The sequence below is a fragment of the Variovorax raffinosi genome, from assembly GCF_051216615.1.
Taxonomy (GTDB): Bacteria; Pseudomonadota; Gammaproteobacteria; order Burkholderiales; family Burkholderiaceae_C; genus Variovorax.
In genome coordinates this window covers 69,712-87,607 of the sequence record NZ_JBPJZR010000018.1, presented here as the reverse complement: position 1 = coordinate 87,607, position 17,896 = coordinate 69,712, and the positions used below count along the sequence as shown (strand labels likewise).

Annotated in this window: 15 protein-coding genes; 8 read left to right on the top strand and 7 right to left on the bottom strand. The window is 65.9% G+C overall.

Annotated elements, in window-relative coordinates:
• The first annotated feature begins 37 nt into the window (after window positions 1-37).
• The 3 genes from ACSFB7_RS34305 to pabB are packed head-to-tail and all read left to right on the top strand — an operon-like array spanning window position 38 to window position 4,250.
• Window positions 38-1,066 carry a P1 family peptidase gene (locus ACSFB7_RS34305; RefSeq protein ID WP_435476804.1) on the top strand — a complete coding sequence of 343 codons (1,029 nt, stop codon included), beginning with the start codon at window positions 38-40 and terminating at the stop codon, window positions 1,064-1,066.
• Window positions 1,067-1,084: 18 nt separating this feature from the next.
• Window positions 1,085-2,473 (top strand): TAXI family TRAP transporter solute-binding subunit, encoded by a 1,389-nt coding sequence (locus ACSFB7_RS34300; RefSeq protein ID WP_435476803.1) that lies wholly within the window; start codon window positions 1,085-1,087, stop codon window positions 2,471-2,473.
• Window positions 2,454-4,250, top strand: a complete 1,797-nt coding sequence (gene pabB, locus ACSFB7_RS34295; protein WP_435476802.1) for an aminodeoxychorismate synthase component I — start codon at window positions 2,454-2,456, stop codon at window positions 4,248-4,250. The genes ACSFB7_RS34300 and pabB overlap by 20 nt, the downstream gene beginning before the upstream one ends.
• Window positions 4,251-4,280: 30 nt before the next feature.
• Here pabB and ACSFB7_RS34290 read toward each other — a convergent pair whose 3' ends face one another.
• Window positions 4,281-4,670, bottom strand: coding sequence for a hypothetical protein (locus tag ACSFB7_RS34290; protein ID WP_435476801.1), 390 nt, complete (start codon window positions 4,668-4,670; stop codon window positions 4,281-4,283).
• Between the two features lie 206 nt (window positions 4,671-4,876).
• Between ACSFB7_RS34290 and ACSFB7_RS34285 the strand changes: the two genes are divergently transcribed.
• Both ACSFB7_RS34285 and ACSFB7_RS34280 read left to right on the top strand, forming a co-directional pair.
• Window positions 4,877-5,374 carry a MerR family transcriptional regulator gene (locus ACSFB7_RS34285; RefSeq protein WP_435476799.1) on the top strand — a complete coding sequence of 166 codons (498 nt, stop codon included), beginning with the start codon at window positions 4,877-4,879 and terminating at the stop codon, window positions 5,372-5,374.
• A complete protein-coding gene (locus ACSFB7_RS34280; protein WP_435476798.1) occupies window positions 5,292-5,756 on the top strand; it encodes a carboxymuconolactone decarboxylase family protein in 465 nt (154 codons plus the stop codon). Before ACSFB7_RS34285 ends, ACSFB7_RS34280 begins: the two co-directional genes overlap by 83 nt.
• Window positions 5,757-5,825: 69 nt before the next feature.
• Here the strand turns inward: ACSFB7_RS34280 and ettA are convergent, their stop codons facing one another.
• Window positions 5,826-7,487, bottom strand: a complete 1,662-nt coding sequence (ettA, locus tag ACSFB7_RS34275) for an energy-dependent translational throttle protein EttA (RefSeq protein ID WP_435476797.1) — start codon at window positions 7,485-7,487, stop codon at window positions 5,826-5,828.
• Between the two features lie 298 nt (window positions 7,488-7,785).
• Between ettA and ACSFB7_RS34270 the strand changes: the two genes are divergently transcribed.
• Both ACSFB7_RS34270 and ACSFB7_RS34265 read left to right on the top strand, forming a co-directional pair.
• On the top strand, window positions 7,786-9,597 hold the full coding sequence (locus ACSFB7_RS34270) for a DEAD/DEAH box helicase (protein WP_435476796.1): 1,812 nt from the start codon (window positions 7,786-7,788) through the stop codon (window positions 9,595-9,597).
• Between the two features lie 113 nt (window positions 9,598-9,710).
• On the top strand, window positions 9,711-10,751 hold the full coding sequence (locus tag ACSFB7_RS34265) for an endonuclease/exonuclease/phosphatase family protein (RefSeq protein WP_435476795.1): 1,041 nt from the start codon (window positions 9,711-9,713) through the stop codon (window positions 10,749-10,751).
• 23 nt (window positions 10,752-10,774) lie between these two features.
• Here ACSFB7_RS34265 and ACSFB7_RS34260 read toward each other — a convergent pair whose 3' ends face one another.
• From ACSFB7_RS34260 to ACSFB7_RS34240, 5 genes are all read right to left on the bottom strand, one after another.
• Entirely contained in the window at window positions 10,775-11,845 is a 1,071-nt protein-coding gene (locus tag ACSFB7_RS34260; protein WP_435476794.1) for an ABC transporter ATP-binding protein, read from the bottom strand.
• A gap of 19 nt (window positions 11,846-11,864) precedes the next feature.
• Complete coding sequence (locus ACSFB7_RS34255; RefSeq protein WP_435476793.1) at window positions 11,865-12,716, bottom strand: carbohydrate ABC transporter permease; 852 nt, start codon at window positions 12,714-12,716, stop codon at window positions 11,865-11,867.
• Window positions 12,713-13,588 carry a carbohydrate ABC transporter permease gene (locus tag ACSFB7_RS34250; protein WP_435476792.1) on the bottom strand — a complete coding sequence of 292 codons (876 nt, stop codon included), beginning with the start codon at window positions 13,586-13,588 and terminating at the stop codon, window positions 12,713-12,715. The genes ACSFB7_RS34255 and ACSFB7_RS34250 overlap by 4 nt, the downstream gene beginning before the upstream one ends.
• A gap of 46 nt (window positions 13,589-13,634) precedes the next feature.
• The gene (locus ACSFB7_RS34245; protein WP_435476791.1) at window positions 13,635-15,017 is read right to left on the bottom strand and encodes an ABC transporter substrate-binding protein; all 1,383 of its coding nucleotides are present in this window, start codon (window positions 15,015-15,017) and stop codon (window positions 13,635-13,637) included.
• Window positions 15,018-15,122: 105 nt separating this feature from the next.
• Window positions 15,123-15,866: a FadR/GntR family transcriptional regulator gene (locus tag ACSFB7_RS34240; protein WP_435476790.1), complete on the bottom strand. Its 744-nt coding sequence runs from the start codon at window positions 15,864-15,866 to the stop codon at window positions 15,123-15,125.
• Between the two features lie 149 nt (window positions 15,867-16,015).
• On the opposite strand from ACSFB7_RS34240, the gene ACSFB7_RS34235 reads away from it, so the two are divergent.
• Window positions 16,016-17,752 carry an IlvD/Edd family dehydratase gene (locus ACSFB7_RS34235; RefSeq protein WP_435476789.1) on the top strand — a complete coding sequence of 579 codons (1,737 nt, stop codon included), beginning with the start codon at window positions 16,016-16,018 and terminating at the stop codon, window positions 17,750-17,752.
• Window positions 17,753-17,896 lie beyond the last annotated feature (144 nt).

Sequence of the window (17,896 nt, the reverse complement as noted above, 5' to 3'; positions counted from 1 at the left end):
CGCCTATCGTAGAGGCACGGTCTCATAATCGGCCGCCATGTCAGCCCCCTCTTCCGCTCTTTCCCATTCCGCCGGCTCCATCACCGACGTTGCCGGCATCGAAGTCGGCCATTTCTCCGACACCCGCCGCCCCACCGGCTGCACCGTGATCATGGCGCGCGAAGGCGCCGTGGGCGGCGTGGACGTGCGCGGCGCGGCCCCCGGCACGCGCGAGACCGACCTGCTGGCGCCCGGCAACCTGGTGCAGCACGTGCACGCCGTGATGCTCGCGGGCGGCAGCGCCTGGGGCCTGGCCGCCGCCGAAGGCGCCGTGCGCTGGATGGAAGAACGCGGCATCGGCATGGACGTGCGCTTCGGCATCCTGCCCATCGTGCCCGCCGCCGTGCTGTTCGACCTGCCGATGGGCGATGCACGCATCCGCCCCGATGCAGCCGCCGGCTACGCAGCCTGCGAAGCGGCGAGCACCGCCGCCCCCGCCGAAGGCAATGTGGGCGCCGGCACCGGCGCGCTGGTGGGCAAGCTCTTCGGCGTGAACCGCGCGATGAAGGGCGGCGTCGGCACCGCGTCCGTCACGGTCGGCGGCGTCACGGTGGGCGCGCTGATCGCGGTCAATTCACTGGGCGACGTGATCGACCACAACACCGGCCAGCCGGTGGCCGGCGCGCGCACCGAAGACGGCAAGGCCCTGCTCGACACCCGCCGGGCGCTGTTGCGGGGCGACCTGCCCAAGCCCTTGCTGGCCGGCACCAACACCACCATCGGCGTGATCGCCACCGACGCCGTGCTGACCAAGGTGCAGGCCAACCGGCTGGCCACCGTGTCCCACGACGGGCTGGCGCGCGCCATCAATCCGGTGCACACCATGAGCGACGGCGACACGCTGTTCGCGCTGGCCACCGGCCGCGTGCCGCTCGAAGGCAATGCGCCCGGCATGACGGTGCTGAGCACCATGGCGGCTGAAGTGGTGGCCATTGCCACGCTGCGCGCCGTGCATGCGGCACGCGCCGTGACGGTGGGCGAGCTGCACATTCCGTGCGCCGCCGACCTGGCCGCAACACGCGGCTGAACCAACGAAAGGACCACCATGGCGTTCCCCAGAACCCTGAAGCTGATCCTGCTGTCGATCCGCGACCTGATCGCGTCGGCAGGGCCCATCGTGTTCCTCGTCATCGGCCTGCTGATCGCGGCTTACTGGTGGCTGCAGCCGCAGCCACCGAAGCACGTGACGCTGGCCACCGGCCCGACCGGCAGCGCCTATGCGCAGTTCGGCAAGCACTATGCCGAGGCCCTGAAGCGCAGCGGCATCGACGTGGAACTGAAAGCCACTTCGGGCTCGACCGAGAACCTGCAACTGCTGCGCACCGGCGGCGCCGACGTGGGCTTCGTGCGCGGCGGCAGTGCCGACCCGGTGGCCGACGAAGAGGCCGGCCTCAGCTCGCTGGGCAGCCTGTTCTTCGAGCCGATCTGGCTGTTCTATCGCACCGACTCGGCGCAGAAGATCGACCGCAAGACCAGCACGCTGACCTCGCTCACGCAATTGCGCGGCCTGCGCGTGAACGTCGACATGCCGGGCAGCGGCCTGCCCGAGATCATGGAGCGGCTGCTCAAGGCCAACAGGCTCGGGCCCGACGACGTGCTGCTGTCGAACCTGGAACAGGCCGCCGCGGCCGGGGCGCTGGAGGCCGGGCTGCTCGATGCCATCGTGCTGTCTTCGGCGCCGCAGTCGCCACAGGTGCAGCACCTGCTGCGCGCGGACGGCATCAAGCTGATGGACTTCGGCCAGGCCGACGCCTACTCGCGGCGCTTTCCCTTCCTGTCGACAGTGACGCTGCCGCGCGGCGTGGTCGACCTGTCGAAAGACCTGCCATCGCACGACGTGTCGCTGCTCGCGGCCACCACCTCGCTGCTGTCGCGCGAAGAAACCCACCCGGCCCTGCGCCAGTTGTTCGCTCAGGCCGCGCAAACGGTGCACAGCGGCGCCGGCTGGTTCAACCGCGCGCGCGATTTTCCGAACACGCGCACCAGCGAACTGCCGGTGAGCCCCGAGGGCGACCGCGCCATCAACGGCACGCCGCCGGTCTGGCAGCGCTACCTGCCCTTCTGGGCCAGCAACCTCGTCGAGCGCATGTGGCTGGTGCTCGGCGGCCTGCTGGTGCTGATGCTGCCGCTGAGCCGCGTGATTCCGCCGCTCTACCAGTTCCGCGTGCGCCGCCGCGTGTTCCGCTGGTATGCGCGGCTGCGCGACATCGAGGCGAAGGTGGACGCCAAGCGCGGCGAACGTGACACGCTGCTCAAGGAGCTGGACGAGTTGGACCGCGTGGTCAACAAGGTGGCCGTGCCGCTGTCGTATGCCGACGAGCTTTATGCCCTGCGCAACAACATCTATGCAGTGCGCAAGCGGGTGCTGGCGGGCTCGCCACCGAAGGACGGTGCGGCAGCAGCCGGCGAACCGGGTGAAGCTGAAGCTGCCTGACGACGACGCGCATTTCGTGCAGACGCTGATCGATTTCGCCGAGCCGCGAAGCGACGGGAAGACGCGGCTGCGCGCGGCTTTCGGAGCGCCTTCGCGCGTGCTCGTGGCGCGCGCGCCTGACGAAGTGCGGCCTGTGCTTGAAGCGGTCGAAGCGCTGTCGCGCGAAGGGCGTTGGTGCGTGGGCTACCTGCGCTACGAGGCAGCGGCCGCCTTCGATCCTGCATTCGCGGTGCATGCGAGCGACGGGCCACTGGCCTGGTTCGGCGTGCATGACGCCCCGCTGCCGTGGCCTTCGCAGGAGGCATCCGATGGGCTCGTGCCGGCGGTCGAATGGCAGTCCGCGCTGTCGCGCACGGCGTTCGACCGGAACATGCAGGCCATCCACAGCGCCATCGGCAATGGCGAGCTGTACCAGCTCAACTACACGGCACCGTTGAGCGCCGAGTTCCGTGGCGATCCGCGGGCCTTGTTCATGGCCTTGCAGCGGGCGCAACCGAACGGCTACGCCGCCTTCATCGACACCGGCGAAGAGCAGGTGCTGTCGGTATCGCCCGAGCTGTTCTTCGACTGGCAGGGCGACCGCATCCTGGCCCGCCCCATGAAGGGCACCGCCCCGCGCGGCGCGACGCCCGCCGAAGACGAGGCACTGGCGCTGCGGTTGCGCACCGTGCCCAAGGAGCGGGCCGAGAACGTGATGATCGTGGACCTGATCCGCAACGACTTGTCTCGCATCGCGCAGCCTTTCTCGGTGCGCGTGCCCCGTCTCTTTCACACCGAGGCGCTGCCGACCGTGTGGCAGATGACCTCCGATGTCGAGGCGACGGTGCGCGACGGCGTCTCGCTGGTGGATGTGTTCGCGGCACTGTTCCCCTGCGGCTCCATCACCGGTGCGCCGAAGGTCAGCGCGATGCGGATGATCCGCGCGCTGGAGCCCGAGGCGCGTGGCGTCTATTGCGGCGCGGTGGGCGTGGTGCGGCCGGGCGGCCATGCGACCTTCAACGTGCCCATCCGCACCGTGACGCTGCGCGGCACCGACGCGCGATGCGGCATCGGCAGCGGCATCACGGCCGATGCGCGCGCGGATGCGGAATGGGACGAGTGGCGGCACAAGCGGGCCTTTCTCGGCAGCGGTGGCATGCCTGCGCCGGCGGCTGCGGAACCGCCCTTCGACCTGCTCGAAACCCTGGCGCTGGTCGATGGCGCGCTGCGCGATGCTCCCGCGCATCTGGCGCGCATGCAGAACGCGGCCTCGCACTTCGGCTATCCATGGAACGAGGTGGTCGTGGCGGCATGCCTTCATCACCTGACCGAAGCGCATCCGGCAGGTGCGTGGCGCGTGCGCCTGCTGCTCGATTCGCAAGGACGGCCGCGTGCAGAAGCCTTCGCGATGGATGCGCCGCCGCCACGTGTGCGATTGCAGCTCGCCTCCCGCGCCTTCGATGAGGCCCACAGCGCCTTCTCCCGCTTCAAGACCACGCGCCGCGCGCACTACGAAGCCTTCACGCCCACCGAGCCCGGCGTGTTCGACACCCTGCTCTGGAACCGCCACGGCGAGATCACCGAATGCACGCGCGGCAACATCGCGCTGCTGCTTGACGAGGGCCGCTGGGTCACGCCGCCGCTGCGCTGCGGCTTGCTGGGCGGCATCGGCCGCGCACGCCGGCTGCGCGAAGGGCAACTGACCGAGGCCGTGGTGCGGGTGGACGAGCTGCCGCGCGTGCGTGCGCTGGCCTTCGTCAACAGCCTGCGCGGCTGGCTGGATGCGGACCTGAGGTGAAGCGGCGGACGAGGGCCTGCCCTGCCTGCCCTACCAGCAGTTGCCGCTCCAGTCGAACACCTTGACGAGCTGATCCTTCTTGTCGACCCAGAAGGCCTGCAGGCAGCTCCGTTCGACCTGGCGATCACGGTAGAGAACCGTCTGTTCGGGGCCGCCGGGTGTCAATCGCGTGGAGGTACCGACCGTGTCCCTGACGGTCGCGGTGAAATGCCCGCCCTCGTACATCATCATGGTGAAGTTCGGGTCCTGGGCACTGTCCTTGATACTGGTGGGGGGGCCGTATTCCTTGATCACCTCCTTGAATGGCTTGCCCACGTAGCTGTTGCCCTTGATGCCGGTGGCTGTGAGGTATTTCGCCGGACTACAGGCGGACAACATGACCAGCGCGCCGATCGCGGGCCAAAGACGCAATACGTTCATCGGTTGATCCTCCTTCTATGGTTGACGACCGGAACATACTCGCAAACCGGGCGCCGCCTGGCCTTGCGCGCACTCCGGCCAGCAGAATCGCTGCCATGGCACACAGCAGCCTGCGCGGCTGGCTGGACGCCGATCTTCTCGGCCCTGAAAAATAGTTCGGCAAAGCGCTTGACTTGGAGCGCACTCTAATTTCGAGAATCAACGCCATGGAAACCAGCCTGACCATTGCACAAGTCGCAGAGCGAACCGGCCTTTCGGCCTACACGCTGCGCTACTACGAACGCATCGGGCTGATTGCCGCGGTGTCCCGTGCACCCGGCGGTCAGCGGCGCTATGCGAGCGCCGACATGGACTTGCTGGCTTTCCTGTTGCGCCTGCGCGAGACCGGCATGTCCATCCAGGGCATGCAGGCCTTCGTCAGGCTTCGAAGCCAGGGGGACGCCAGCGTCGGCGAACGGCGCGAGATGCTCGAGGAGCACCTCGCCGAAGTTCAGGCCAAGGTGGCGGCGCTGCAGCAATCCATGCAGGCGCTGTCGCTCAAGATCGACCACTACCGCGAGGTCGAGAAGACGAACAAGCGTCCTCCTCTGTCGGGCAAAGCCCGGGAAGGAAAGACAAGCGATGACGAACAACACTCAACAGAACCTGGGCCAGAGCCAAGGCGACAGCCTGCGCTACGTGCGTGGCCTGGCCAAGCTTCATGAGATCGATGGCGAAGGCGGCGTCAAGGTGGTCGAGAGCCTGGCCGGCATCGCGCCGGACTTCGCCCGCCTGGTGATCGAGTTTCCGTTCGGCGACATCTACTCGCGCCCCGGCCTCGACCTGCGCGCCCGCGAGATCGCGACAGTGGCCGCGCTCACCGCCATGGGCAATGCCGCGCCGCAGTTGAAGGTGCACATCCACGCCGCACTGAACGTCGGCGTGACGCGCGACGAAGTGATCGAGGTCATCATGCAGATGGCGGTGTACGCGGGCTTTCCGGCGGCGCTGAACGGCCTCTTCGCGGCGCGCGAGGTGTTTGCGGCCGAGGATGAAAAAAGCGCGCGGTCCCTTGCGGAACCGCGCGCCTTGGCTGAAACAGCTTGAGGCTTGTTCGAAGGCCGTCGTGCCCCCACCCCAACCTTCCCCCGGGAGGGGAGGGAGAAAGACCAAGTCTTACTTGAGGGCCTTGTAGCGCATGCGCTTGGGCTTGGCGCCTTCTTCGCCCAGGCGCTTCTTCTTGTCGGCTTCGTACTCCTGGTAGTTGCCGTCGAAGAAGGTCCACTGGCTGTCGCCTTCGGCCGCGAGGATGTGCGTGGCGATACGGTCGAGGAACCAGCGGTCATGGCTGATGACCATGACGGTGCCGGCGAATTCGAGCAGCGCGTCTTCGAGCGCACGCAGGGTTTCGACGTCCAGGTCGTTCGAGGGTTCGTCAAGCATCAGCACGTTGCCGCCGGCGATCAGCGTCTTGGCCAGGTGCAGGCGGCCGCGTTCACCGCCCGACAGCGTGCCGACCTTCTTCTGCTGGTCCGCGCCGTTGAAGTTGAAGCGGCCCGCATACGCGCGGCTGGCCATCTGGAACTTGCCGACGTTGATGATGTCCAGGCCGTTCGAGATGTCTTCCCACACGGTCTTCTGGTTGGCGAGTTCGTCGCGGTGCTGGTCGACGAAAGCCGCCTTGACGGTCGAGCCGATGACCACGCTGCCGGCGTCCGGCTGTTCCTTGCCCGCGAGCAGCTTGAACAGCGTCGACTTGCCGGCGCCGTTCGGGCCGATGATGCCGACGATCGCGCCCGGCGGCACGGTGAAGCTCAGGTTGTCGATCAGCATGCGGTCGCCGAAGGACTTGCTCACGCCGTGGAACTCGAACACCTGCTGACCCAGCCGCTCGGCCACAGGAATGAAGATTTCCTGCGTTTCGTTGCGCTTCTGGTATTCCATGTCGCTCAGCTCTTCGAAGCGGGCGAGACGTGATTTGCTCTTGGCCTGGCGTGCCTTCGGGTTCTGGCGCGACCACTCCAGTTCCTTCTTCAGGGCCTTGGCGTGGGCTTCTTCGCTCTTTTGCTCCTGCGCCAGGCGTTCGCCCTTCTGCTCGAGCCAGGTGCTGTAGTTGCCCTTCCATGGAATGCCGCGACCGCGGTCCATTTCCAGGATCCACTCGGCCGCGTTGTCCAGGAAGTAGCGATCGTGGGTGATGGCCACCACGGTGCCCGTGAAGCGCTGCAGGAACACTTCGAGCCACTCCACCGATTCGGCGTCCAAGTGGTTGGTCGGCTCGTCGAGCAGCAGCATGTCGGGCTTGGACAGCAGAAGGCGGCACAGCGCCACGCGGCGCTTTTCGCCGCCCGACAGCAGACCGATCTTCGCGTCCCACGGCGGCAGGCGCAGCGCATCGGCGGCGATTTCCAGCTGATGCTCGGAATCGGTGCCGGCGGTGGCGATGATGGCTTCGAGCTGGGCCTGTTCAGCCGCCAGCGCGTCGAAATCGGCGTCTTCGGCGCCATAGGCGATGTACACCTCTTCGAGGCGCGCCTTGGCCGCGAACACCGCGCCCATGGACTCCTCGACCGATTCACGCACCGTGTGCTCGGCGTTGAGCTTGGGTTCCTGCTCCAGATAGCCGATGGTCATTCCCGGCATGGGCAGCGCTTCGCCTTCGAACTCCTTGTCCACACCCGCCATGATCTTGAGCAGCGTGGACTTGCCCGAGCCGTTCAGGCCGAGCACGCCGATCTTGGCGCCAGGGAAGAAAGAGAGCGAAATGTCTTTCAAGAGCTGCCGCTTGGGCGGCACGGTCTTGCTGACGCGGTTCATCGAATAGACGTATTGAGCCATCTGGGAGTAGTTACCTTGGGTACAAAGATTCGGGGGAAAGCGCGGTCGCCCGAAAGAAGCCCTTGGGAGGCATTCGGGCGCGGCAAACCACCGATTATCGACTCATGCGACAATAGGCACCGTTTCCGGGTCCAGTTGCCCGAAACACCGGCTCTCTGCCGGGGACGAAGAAAGCCCTTTATCACGACGGGTTTTTCGGCTCCCACCCCTGACCTTCATCTGCCTTGACTGGCTCGGCGTCAACAAGACGCCAAGCGGGCCGATGCCACTGCGCCGTGTATGGCGCTTATTGTTTCCAATGAATTTTGATGAACTGAAGCTGGCTCCCGCCATCTTGAAGGCTGTGCACGAGCACGGTTACGACACCCCGACCCCCATCCAGGCGCAAGCCATCCCCGCCGTGCTCGACGGCCACGACCTGCTCGGCGGCGCCCAGACCGGCACCGGCAAGACGGCCGCCTTCACGCTGCCCATGCTGCACAAGCTCACCATGAGCCGCAGCGCCACCAACAAGTTCGGCGGCGTCGGCATCCGCGCCCTCGTGCTGACCCCCACCCGCGAACTCGCGGCACAGGTCGAAGAGTCGGTTCGCACCTACGGCAAGTACCTGCAGCTCGACTCCACCGTGATCTTCGGCGGCGTCGGCATGAACCCGCAGATCAGCAAGCTCAAGAAGGGTGTCGACATCCTCGTGGCCACGCCCGGCCGCCTGCTCGACCTGCAACAGCAAGGCATGCTCGACCTGAGCCAGGTCCAGATGCTGATCCTGGACGAAGCCGACCGCATGCTGGACATGGGCTTCATCCACGACGTGAAGAAGATCCTGGCGCTGGTGCCCAAGGAAAAGCAGAGCCTGCTGTTCTCGGCCACCTTCAGCGACGAAATCCGCGACCTGGCCGCCACGCTGCTCAAGAACCCGCAGAGCATCCAGGTCACGCCGCGCAACACCACCGTGCAGCGCATCACCCAGGTGATCCACCCGGTGGGCCGCGGCAAGAAGAAGGCGCTGCTCGCGCACATCATCAACGAGAACAAGTGGAGCCAGGTGCTCGTGTTCACGCGCACCAAGTTCGGCGCCAACAGCGTGGCCGAGTTCCTGACCAAGAACGGCATCGAGGCGATGGCGCTGCACGGCAACAAGAGCCAGAGCGCCCGCACGCAGGCGCTGGCCGGCTTCAAGAGCGGCGACATCCGCGCGCTGGTGGCCACCGACATCGCGGCACGCGGCATCGACATCGACGAGCTGCCGCACGTCGTGAACTACGAAATCCCGAACGTCAGCGAAGACTACGTTCACCGCATCGGCCGCACCGGTCGTGCCGGTTCGAGCGGCGAGGCCGTGAGCTTCGTGTGCCTGGACGAAGAAGGCTTCATGCAGGAAATCGAACGCTTCACCAAGCAGACGATTCCGGTGCAGCGCGTCGAGGGCTTCGGTCCTGAAGACGGCGAACGCGCCGAGCCGATCGCCATGGGTCGCCAGACGATCTGGGGCGGTGCCGGCCGTCCGCCGAGCCGCGACGTGATGCAGGCAGCCGCCAAGGCCGCCCGCACCGAAATGCTCTCGCGCATCCGCGAGAACAAGGCCGGCCAGGGTGGCGGCGAACGCGCCGGCGGTGGTGGTGGCGGCAACGGCGGCGGTCAACGCCGTGGTGGCGGTCAGGGCGGCGGTGGCGGTCAAGGCCGAAACGCCAATGGCGGCGGCCAGGGTCAGGGCCAGGGCCCGCGCGGCCAGGGTGCACGCGCACCGCAAGGCCGCGGCCCGCAAGGTCCGGCACGCGCGCCGCACCATGCACCGCAAAACCATATGCCGCATGACGAGCGCCAACCGCGCCATCACGGCAACAGCCACAGCCCGACGCAAGCCAACCAGGTCGCGCACCTGCGCGCCGAATCGGTCTCGGGTGGCGAGGGCCAGCCGGATCCGTTGCGCACGAGCGTCGACCACATGGGTGTAGGCCGTGGCCGCGGCCGCCCGGGTGGCGGTGGTGGTGGCGGCTACGGCGGCAACCGTTCGGGCGGCGGTGGCCGTTCGGGTGGTGGCGGTGGTGGTTACGGCGGCGGTGGTGGTGGCCGCTCCGGTGGCGGCGGCGGTCGTTCGTTCGGTCGCTGAGAGAGCACACACATCCGGGCAGCACGCCTGCCCGGAACCTGAGCAAGGGCACTTCGGTGCCCTTTTTCTTTGGTGATGCGGCGGCGCCATACCCGGGCCACAATCGTTGCGCCATGCAATACATCCCACCCAACTACGCCACCCTCTTCGTAGCCACCTGCAACCTCTTGAACCTCGCGAACCCCAACCGCGTGTACTACGAGAACCAGGACGCCTACACCGAGCGCGAGTACGAGCGAAAGATCGAATGGACCGGCGAGCGCTTCCACGCGCTCAATGCCGACGTGCTCGCGGTGCAGGAGGTGTGGGACGAAGCGGCGCTGAAAGCCGCCATCGCGCGCAGCGGCTTGCGCTATGACTTCGTCTCGGTGCCGGGTGCCGAGAACACGCCGCCGCCCGGCAGCCCCGCAGGCACGCCTGCAAGGCCCGGCGCGCAGGGCACGCCGCGCGTGGGCATTGCAACGCGGCTGCAGGTGGACCACGTTCAATCCTTCTTCGACTTTCCCCCGGGCTTCAGCGTCGAGGTGCCCGGCATCGGCCCGCACACGCGCTTCGAGCGCCCGCCCCTGCTGGCCACGCTGCGCATGAAGCACGGCCAGCAGGTGCATGTGCTGACGGTGCACCTGAAGTCCAAGCGACCGAAGTTCCTGCAGGACGCGCAGGGCAACCACCTCGAAGACCGCGACGACCGCAAGGTGGGCGTGATGGCCTCGCTGCGCTCGCTGCTGATGCGCGGCGCGGAGGCCGCCGCCCTGCGCTGCATCGTCATCGACCTGCTGCAAGGCACGAACACGCCGCTGGTGGTGATGGGCGACTTCAACGACAACCCGCACAGCGTGACCACGCAACTGGTGGCCGCGACCTCCGAGGTGGCCTACGACAAGTCAGCGCGCGACGTGGCGCTGTTCAATGCCTACGAGATGCAGGGCGAGTCGGCGCTGAAGAAAGACGTGGCCTATTCGCACATCCACCAGGGCTTTCCGGATGTGCTCGACCAGATTCTGGTGAGCGAGGAATTCATCGCGAGCAGCCGCCACAGCCTGGGCGATGTGCGGCGGGTCGACTACTTCAACGACCACCTGCACGAAGGGCGCGACCGCTCGCGCTCGGACCACGGCTTCGTGCGCGCGCTGCTGCGGCTGCGCACGGCCTGAAACCCGGCGCCTGGGCGAGGTCGTCAGCCCATGCGCTTGCCGGTCTGCCGGTCGAACAGGTGCACGTTCTCCGGGTCGATGGCAAGGCGCACGATTTCATCGGGCCTGGCATCGACCCGGCCGTGCACCGCCAGCACCAGCTTGGCCTCGCCGACCTGCACCAGCAGCTCGGTTTCCGCGCCCGTGGGCTCGACCACGATCACCTTCGCCTCCACCCCGTGCGAGCCGCCACCCAGCGTGATGTCGCCGGGCCGGATGCCGTAGTGCACCGGCTGCCCATCGGGCGCCGAAGCACCCGGGGCCACAGGCCATCGCGCACCCTGCGCCTCGACCCAGCAATCGCCCCCCGAGCGCCGCACCGTGCCCTCGATGACGTTCATCGACGGCGAGCCGATGAACTGCGCAACGAACAGGTTGTCGGGGCGGTCGTACAGGTCGAGCGGCGTGCCGATCTGCTCGACGATGCCGTCGTGCATCACCACGATGCGGTCGGCCATGGTCATGGCCTCGATCTGATCGTGCGTCACGTACACGGTGGTGGTCTTCAGGCGCTGGTGCAGCGACTTGATCTCGGCCCGCATCGCCACGCGCAGCTTGGCATCAAGGTTCGACAGCGGCTCGTCGAACAAGAACACCTTCGGATCGCGCACGATGGCGCGGCCCATGGCCACGCGCTGGCGCTGCCCGCCCGACAGCTCGCGCGGATAGCGCCCCAGCAGCGCATCGAGGTTGAGAATTTTCGCGGCCCGCGCCACGCGCTCGTCGGTCACCGACTTCTCGGCGTTGCGCAGCCGCAGGCTGAAGCCCATGTTCTCGCCCACCGTCATGTGCGGATAGAGCGCATAGCTCTGAAACACCATCGCGATGTCGCGGTCCTTCGATTCGAGGTCGTTGACCACGCGGCCGTCGATCATGATCTCGCCGCCGCTGATGTCTTCCAGGCCGGCGAGCATGCGCAGCAGCGTCGACTTGCCGCAGCCCGAAGGCCCGACCAGCACCACGAACTCGCCATCGGTGATGTCGAAGCCCAGGCCCTTGATGATCTGGACCTTGCCGAAGGATTTCTGGATATTGCGAAAGGATACGGATGCCATGTGTTGTCCCTGAAATCGTTCAGCTCTTGACGGCGCCGGCGGTGAGGCCACCGACCATGTAGCGCTTGAATGAGTAATAGATGGCCGCGGGCGGCAGTGCGTAGATCAGGCCGGTGGCCATCAGCAGTTCCCACGGCGAATCGTCGGCAGAGAGGAAGTTGCCCAGCGCCACGGCCAGCGTCACGCTCTTGTCGTTCGACAGCAGCAGGAAGGCATAGAGGTACTCGTTCCACGCCAGCAGCAGCGAATACGTGCCCACGGCAACCAGCGACGGCACCATCAGCGGCAGGTACACCAGCCGGAACAGTTGCAGCGGCGAGGCACCGTCCATGCGTGCGGCTTCGTCCAGCTCGTAGGGCAGCTTGTCCGAAGCCTGCTTCAGCACCCAGATGCAGTACGGCGAAGCGATCGTCACCATCGCCAGGATCAGCGCCCACTGGCTGTTGAGCAGCCCGTAGTTGCCCATCGTCTTGTACATGGGCACGGCCAGGAACGCGGCGGGAATGAAGTAGGTGAACAGCGCCAGGTTCATCACCGTGCGCCCGCCGCGCACGCGCAGCCGGCTGATGGCGAACGCAGCCGTGGTGGCCACGAACAGCGTGAGCGCGCCCACCGACACCGCGATCAGCAGCGAGTTCCACAACTGCACCCAGAAGTGGTCGAGGTAGAAGTGCTTTTGCTGGAACACGATGCGGAAGTTGTCCAGCGTCGGGTTCTTCGGCCACAGGTGCCCCGAGGTCGCCGAGTCTTTGGACGAGATCGCGAACAGCACCATGTGGTAGACCGGGATCAGCGTCCACAGCAGCACCGGAATGCCGATCAGCAGCAGCTTGGCCTCGGTCGCCACGGCCTTGGGGGTCCACTGCTTCATTTCGACAACCTCTTCATCATGAAGTACACGAGCGGCAGGATGAGTGGCAGCGCCACCACGATGGACGCCATCGACAGGTCGACCTGGTCAAGCCGCAGGTAGCGAATGCCCAGCGTGGCCAGCACGTGCGTGAGGTCCGCAGGGCCGCCGCCGGTGAGCAGGTACACGCTGTTGAAGTCGCCCAGCGTCCAGATCATCGAGAGAATGAGCGAGGTGATGTAGAGCGTCTTGAGCGCAGGCCAGCTCACAAAGCGGAACTTCTGCCACGACGAGGCGCCGTCCACCGACGCGGCCTCGTACTGCTCCGTGGGAATGGCAAGCCGCCCCGCCACCAGGATCAGCGTCCAGAACGGCAGCGACTTCCAGATATGAACCAGCATCGCGAAGCCCAGCGCGAGCGTCGGGTCGTTCAGCCAGTTGGGGCCATCGGCGCCGCTCAGGCGAAAGATGGTGGTGTTGATCACGCCCCACTCGGGGTTGAGCATGAAGCGGAACGACAGGATGGTCGGAATCGACGGCATCGCCCACGGCAGGATGAAGATCGCCGAGACGATCTTGATCCACCAGCGCGAGGTCACGAAGAAGCCCGAGAGCACGAGTGCCACGAGCATCTTCAGGTTGATCGCCACGACCAGGAAGATGGCCGTGTTGATCACCGAGCGGAAGAAGATCGGGTCTTCGACCAGCTTCACGTAGCTTTGCGGATGGCGCGCGAGCCACAGCCCATACCCCACCGGGTAGAGCACGAACACCACGAACACCAGCAGGTAGGGCACGACCATCACCGCGCCCCAGAACTGCCAGCGCGCGTGCCGTGCTCCGAGATTGACAACAGGCGCCGGGGACGGCGCGGCGGTGGCGGTAGAGCTCATGCGAAGAAGCCGCTGCTGGTGGGGTGGTTGATGCCGTGCGGCGGGCTTACTGCGCCGCCACCGTCTTGATGCGCGCGATCATCTCGTCGACCGCCTTGTCCACCGGCACCTTGTCGGTGACGATGCGGCTCATGGCCTTGGCCCACACGTTCTCGTTGTTCAGCACGGTGAACCTGTAGTTCTTGGTGAACTCGAAAGTCACGGTGCCGGCGGCGTACTGGTTGTAGACCGACAGGCGATGCGGATCGGCCTTCCAGAAGTCGCGCTGCTGCGCGGCCTTGGTGACGGGGAACCAGCGGCCCAGCGAACCTTCAACATATGGCGTGAGGTTTTCCTCCTGCAGCAGGAAGGCCACGAACTCCTTGGCGCGCGCCTTGTTCTTGGCGTCCTTGAACACCACGCCGGTCTTCACCGCCGTGCGGTAGACCATCTTGCTGCCGTCAGGCTTGCTCGGAAAACCGGCCGTGCGAATGCGCTCGGTGTAGTTCTTGCGCGCTTCCTCGCGTTGCTCGGGCGTGAGCGAGGCGTTGGTCGAATCGTCGAGCCACTTGGCGGCAATGGAGATGGTCGCGTTGTGCGTCATCACGGTCGTCTTGTTGTGGAACGCGACGTTGTTGTCCGGGTCCTTCCAGCTCGTCGACGACGGCGGCGTGCAGCCCTGGGTGTAGGGCGCGGTGTAGTCGGTCAGTGCGCCGATCAGGCCGGTGCGCACCTTCGGGTCGTCGACCAGCAACTTGCCGTTGTCGTCCACGAGCTTGACGTTGTAGGCGTCCATGAAGGTCAGGAACGAATAGAAAGCGTCGCTCGAATCCACGCCCATCGGCTGGCCGATGCCGAAGGTACGCTTGCCGCTGGCCTTGCGGCTGGCCGGCTGCACCTTGTCGCACCAGAAGGACCAGTACTCCTTCCAGGTGGTGGGCACGTCGGACTCCTTGAAGCCGGCTTCGGCGAGCATGTCGAGCCAGTACTCCACATGCATCGTCTGCTGCTTGATCGGGAAGGCATAGTAGGCCTTGCCCTTCGTCTGGTTGTTGTAGAGGTACGTGGTCTCCAGCGTGTTGGGCGCGAAGCGGTCCTTCATGGGCGTGAGCACGCTGCCGATGTCCTCGAGCTTGCCGTCGTAGGCCCACTTGCCGGTGACCTGGAAGTCGTACACGTCGGCGTAGGCCACGTCGGGCGGGCTGCCGGAGTCGAGCGCGGACACGGTCTTCGGAATCATGTCCTGCACCGGGTATTGCGACAGCTCGATCTTCACGTTCTTGTTCTTTTCCTCGAACTTCTTGATGGCGGCGAACAAGGCGTCGTCTTCCGCCTTGTAGAAGCCCTTGACCCACCAGACGGTGAGTTTTTCCTGCGCGGCGGCATTGCCCGCTGCGATCAGGCCCAACGCGACCAGCGTCGGCGCAATGAGCGACTTGACGAGTTTCATGGTTTGTCTCCTTCTCTTCTTGGGTGGAAATTGCTCGGGGCGCGAGCGTAGGGTGAAAGAACCTGATGCGAACTGCGGACAAACGCTTAGGCCGTGCCGGGGTGCCTAGCCGCCCTTGAGCCTTGGCGGTGGCCTGCTCAAACGCGGCAAGCGTCGGCGTGAGCCGAGCACGTCCTCGATGTCCCGGCGCGCGCCGTCGATGAGCCGGATGACCGCGCGCTCGGCCTTGCCCGGGTCGTGCGCGATCACCGCGTCGAGCACCGCGCGATGCATCGGCAGCGACAGCGCGGGGCCATCGGGCTTGGCCGTCGATATCTCGAAGCTGGTGCGCAGCAGCGCGTTGAGCGCCTTGCTCATCTGCGCGAGCATGCGGTTGTGCGCGGCGTTCAGCAGGCCGTTGTGAAAGCGCAGGTCGAAGGTGACGTAGTCGCCACCGTTCTCGATGGCGTCTTTCATGCCCGCGTAGGCCTTCTCTATTTCCTCGATTTCATCGGGCCCCGCCCGCTCGGCCGCAAGGCGCACCGCCGCGGGCTCCACCACGCGGCGCAAGTCCTGCAGGTCGCGCAGGAACTCGGGCGTGAGTCCGGCGCGTGCTTGCCAGGTGATGACGTCGGGATCGAACCAGTTCCACTTGTCCTTGGGCAGCACGCGCGTGCCGACTTTCGGCCCGGTGACGATCAGCCCCTTGGCCGCGAGCGACTTGATCGCCTCGCGCACCACGGTGCGGCTCACGCCGAGTTCTTCGCCCAGGATCGGCTCCGCGGGGATCGACGCACCGATCGCATAACGCCCCGCCACCACGGCTTCACCGAGCAGCTCGAGCGTGCGGCCGTGGATGTTCTTGATCATGAGCGATGTGAATTTCGGTATCCCGCCAATCCAAAAAAGTGGGGCTCTGGCAGGCTCTCCGCGCTTATCATATGATGATTGAAAATGCATTTCGGCAGGACAAACCCTGAGGTTTTCTGCTGTCAAATCGGCAATCGGAGACAAACCCCATGAGCACAATCCCCAAGAAAAAATCTGGCGAGCTGCGCAGCCAGCAATGGTTCGGCCGCAACGATCGCGACGGCTTCATCTACCGAAGCTGGATGAAGGGCAAGGGCGTGCCGCACGACCAGTTCGACGGTCGTCCGGTCATCGGCATCTGCAACACCTTCAGCGAACTCACGCCCTGCAACTCGCACTTCCGCACGCTCGCGGAGCAAGTGAAGATAGGCGTGTACGAAGCGGGCGGCTTCCCGCTCGAATTCCCCGTGATGTCGCTCGGCGAAACGCTGCTGCGGCCCACCGCCATGCTGTATCGCAACCTCGCGAGCATGGACGTCGAAGAGAGCATTCGCGGCAACCCGCTCGACGGCGTGGTGCTGCTCATGGGCTGCGACAAGACCACGCCCGCGCTCATGATGGGCGCGGCCAGCGTCGACCTGCCGACCATCGGCGTGTCGGGCGGCCCGATGCTCTCGGGCAAGTGGCGCGGGCAAGAGCTGGGCTCGGGCACCGGCGTGTGGCAGATGAGCGAGCAGGTGCGTGCCGGCACGCTGAAGCTGCAGGACTTCTTCGAGGCCGAGAGCTGCATGCACCGCAGTCACGGCCATTGCATGACGATGGGCACGGCGAGCACCATGGCCAGCATGGTCGAGTCGCTGGGCATCGGCCTGCCGGGCAATGCGGCCTACCCTGCCGTCGATGGCCGCCGCAACGTGCTCGCGCGCCAGGCGGGCCGTCGCATCGTGGACATGGTGCATGAAGACATGAACATGTCGAAGATCCTCACGCGCCAGGCGATCGAGAACGCGATCAAGGTCAACGCGGCCATCGGCGGCTCGACCAACTTCGTGATCCACCTGCTGGCCATTGCGGGCCGCATCGGCGTCGACCTCACGCTCGACGACTTCGACCGCCTTGCCGCCGAGTTGCCCTGCCTCGTGAACCTGCAACCCTCGGGCCAGTTCCTGATGGAAGACTTCTGCTATGCGGGCGGCCTGCCGGTGGTGATCAAGGAAATCGCCGAGCACCTGCACAAGGACATCCTCACGGTCACTGGCCAGAGCGTGTGGGAGAACGTGAAGGACGCCGAGAACTACAACCCGCAGGTCATTCGCACGATGGCGGAGCCCTTCAAGGACAAGGCCGGCATCTGCGTGCTGCGTGGCAACCTCGCGCCCAATGGCGCGATCATCAAGCCCAGCGCAGCCACGCCCGAGCTGCTGGTGCACAAGGGCCGCGCAGTGGTTTTCGAAAGCGCGGAAGACCTGCACAAGCGCATCGACGACGAGAACCTCGACATCGACGAGCACTGCATCATGGTGCTCAAGAACTGCGGCCCCAAGGGCTACCCGGGCATGGCCGAGGCCGGCAACATGCCGCTGCCGCCGAAGGTATTGCGCAAGGGCATTACCGACATGGTCCGCATCAGCGATGCGCGCATGAGCGGTACGGCCTATGGCACGGTGGTGTTGCACACGGCGCCCGAGGCTGCTGCTGGTGGGCCACTGGCGTTGGTGCAGGACGGGGACATCGTCGAACTCGACGTGCCCAACCGCAAGCTGCATCTGCATGTGAGCGATGAAGAGCTGGCACGTCGGCGCGAGAAGTGGGTTGCGCCCAAGGCACCGCTCGACTCGGGGTACTGGAAGCTCTATGTCGACACGGTATTGCAGGCTGACCAGGGGGCGGACCTGAACTTCTTGCGTGGTCGTCGCGGGGCTTTTGTGCCGCGCGACAATCACTAGGTTTAGTTCTTGGGTTTCTGTTCGTCGTGTTGTGCTGTCTGAGCGCTGCTGCTGTTCAGGGCGGCACTCACGCCGACACGGTGCTCTTTTTCGCGAATGTCCCCCGCTTCGCTCCTCCTTTATTTCGCGAAAAAGAGCCCCGTA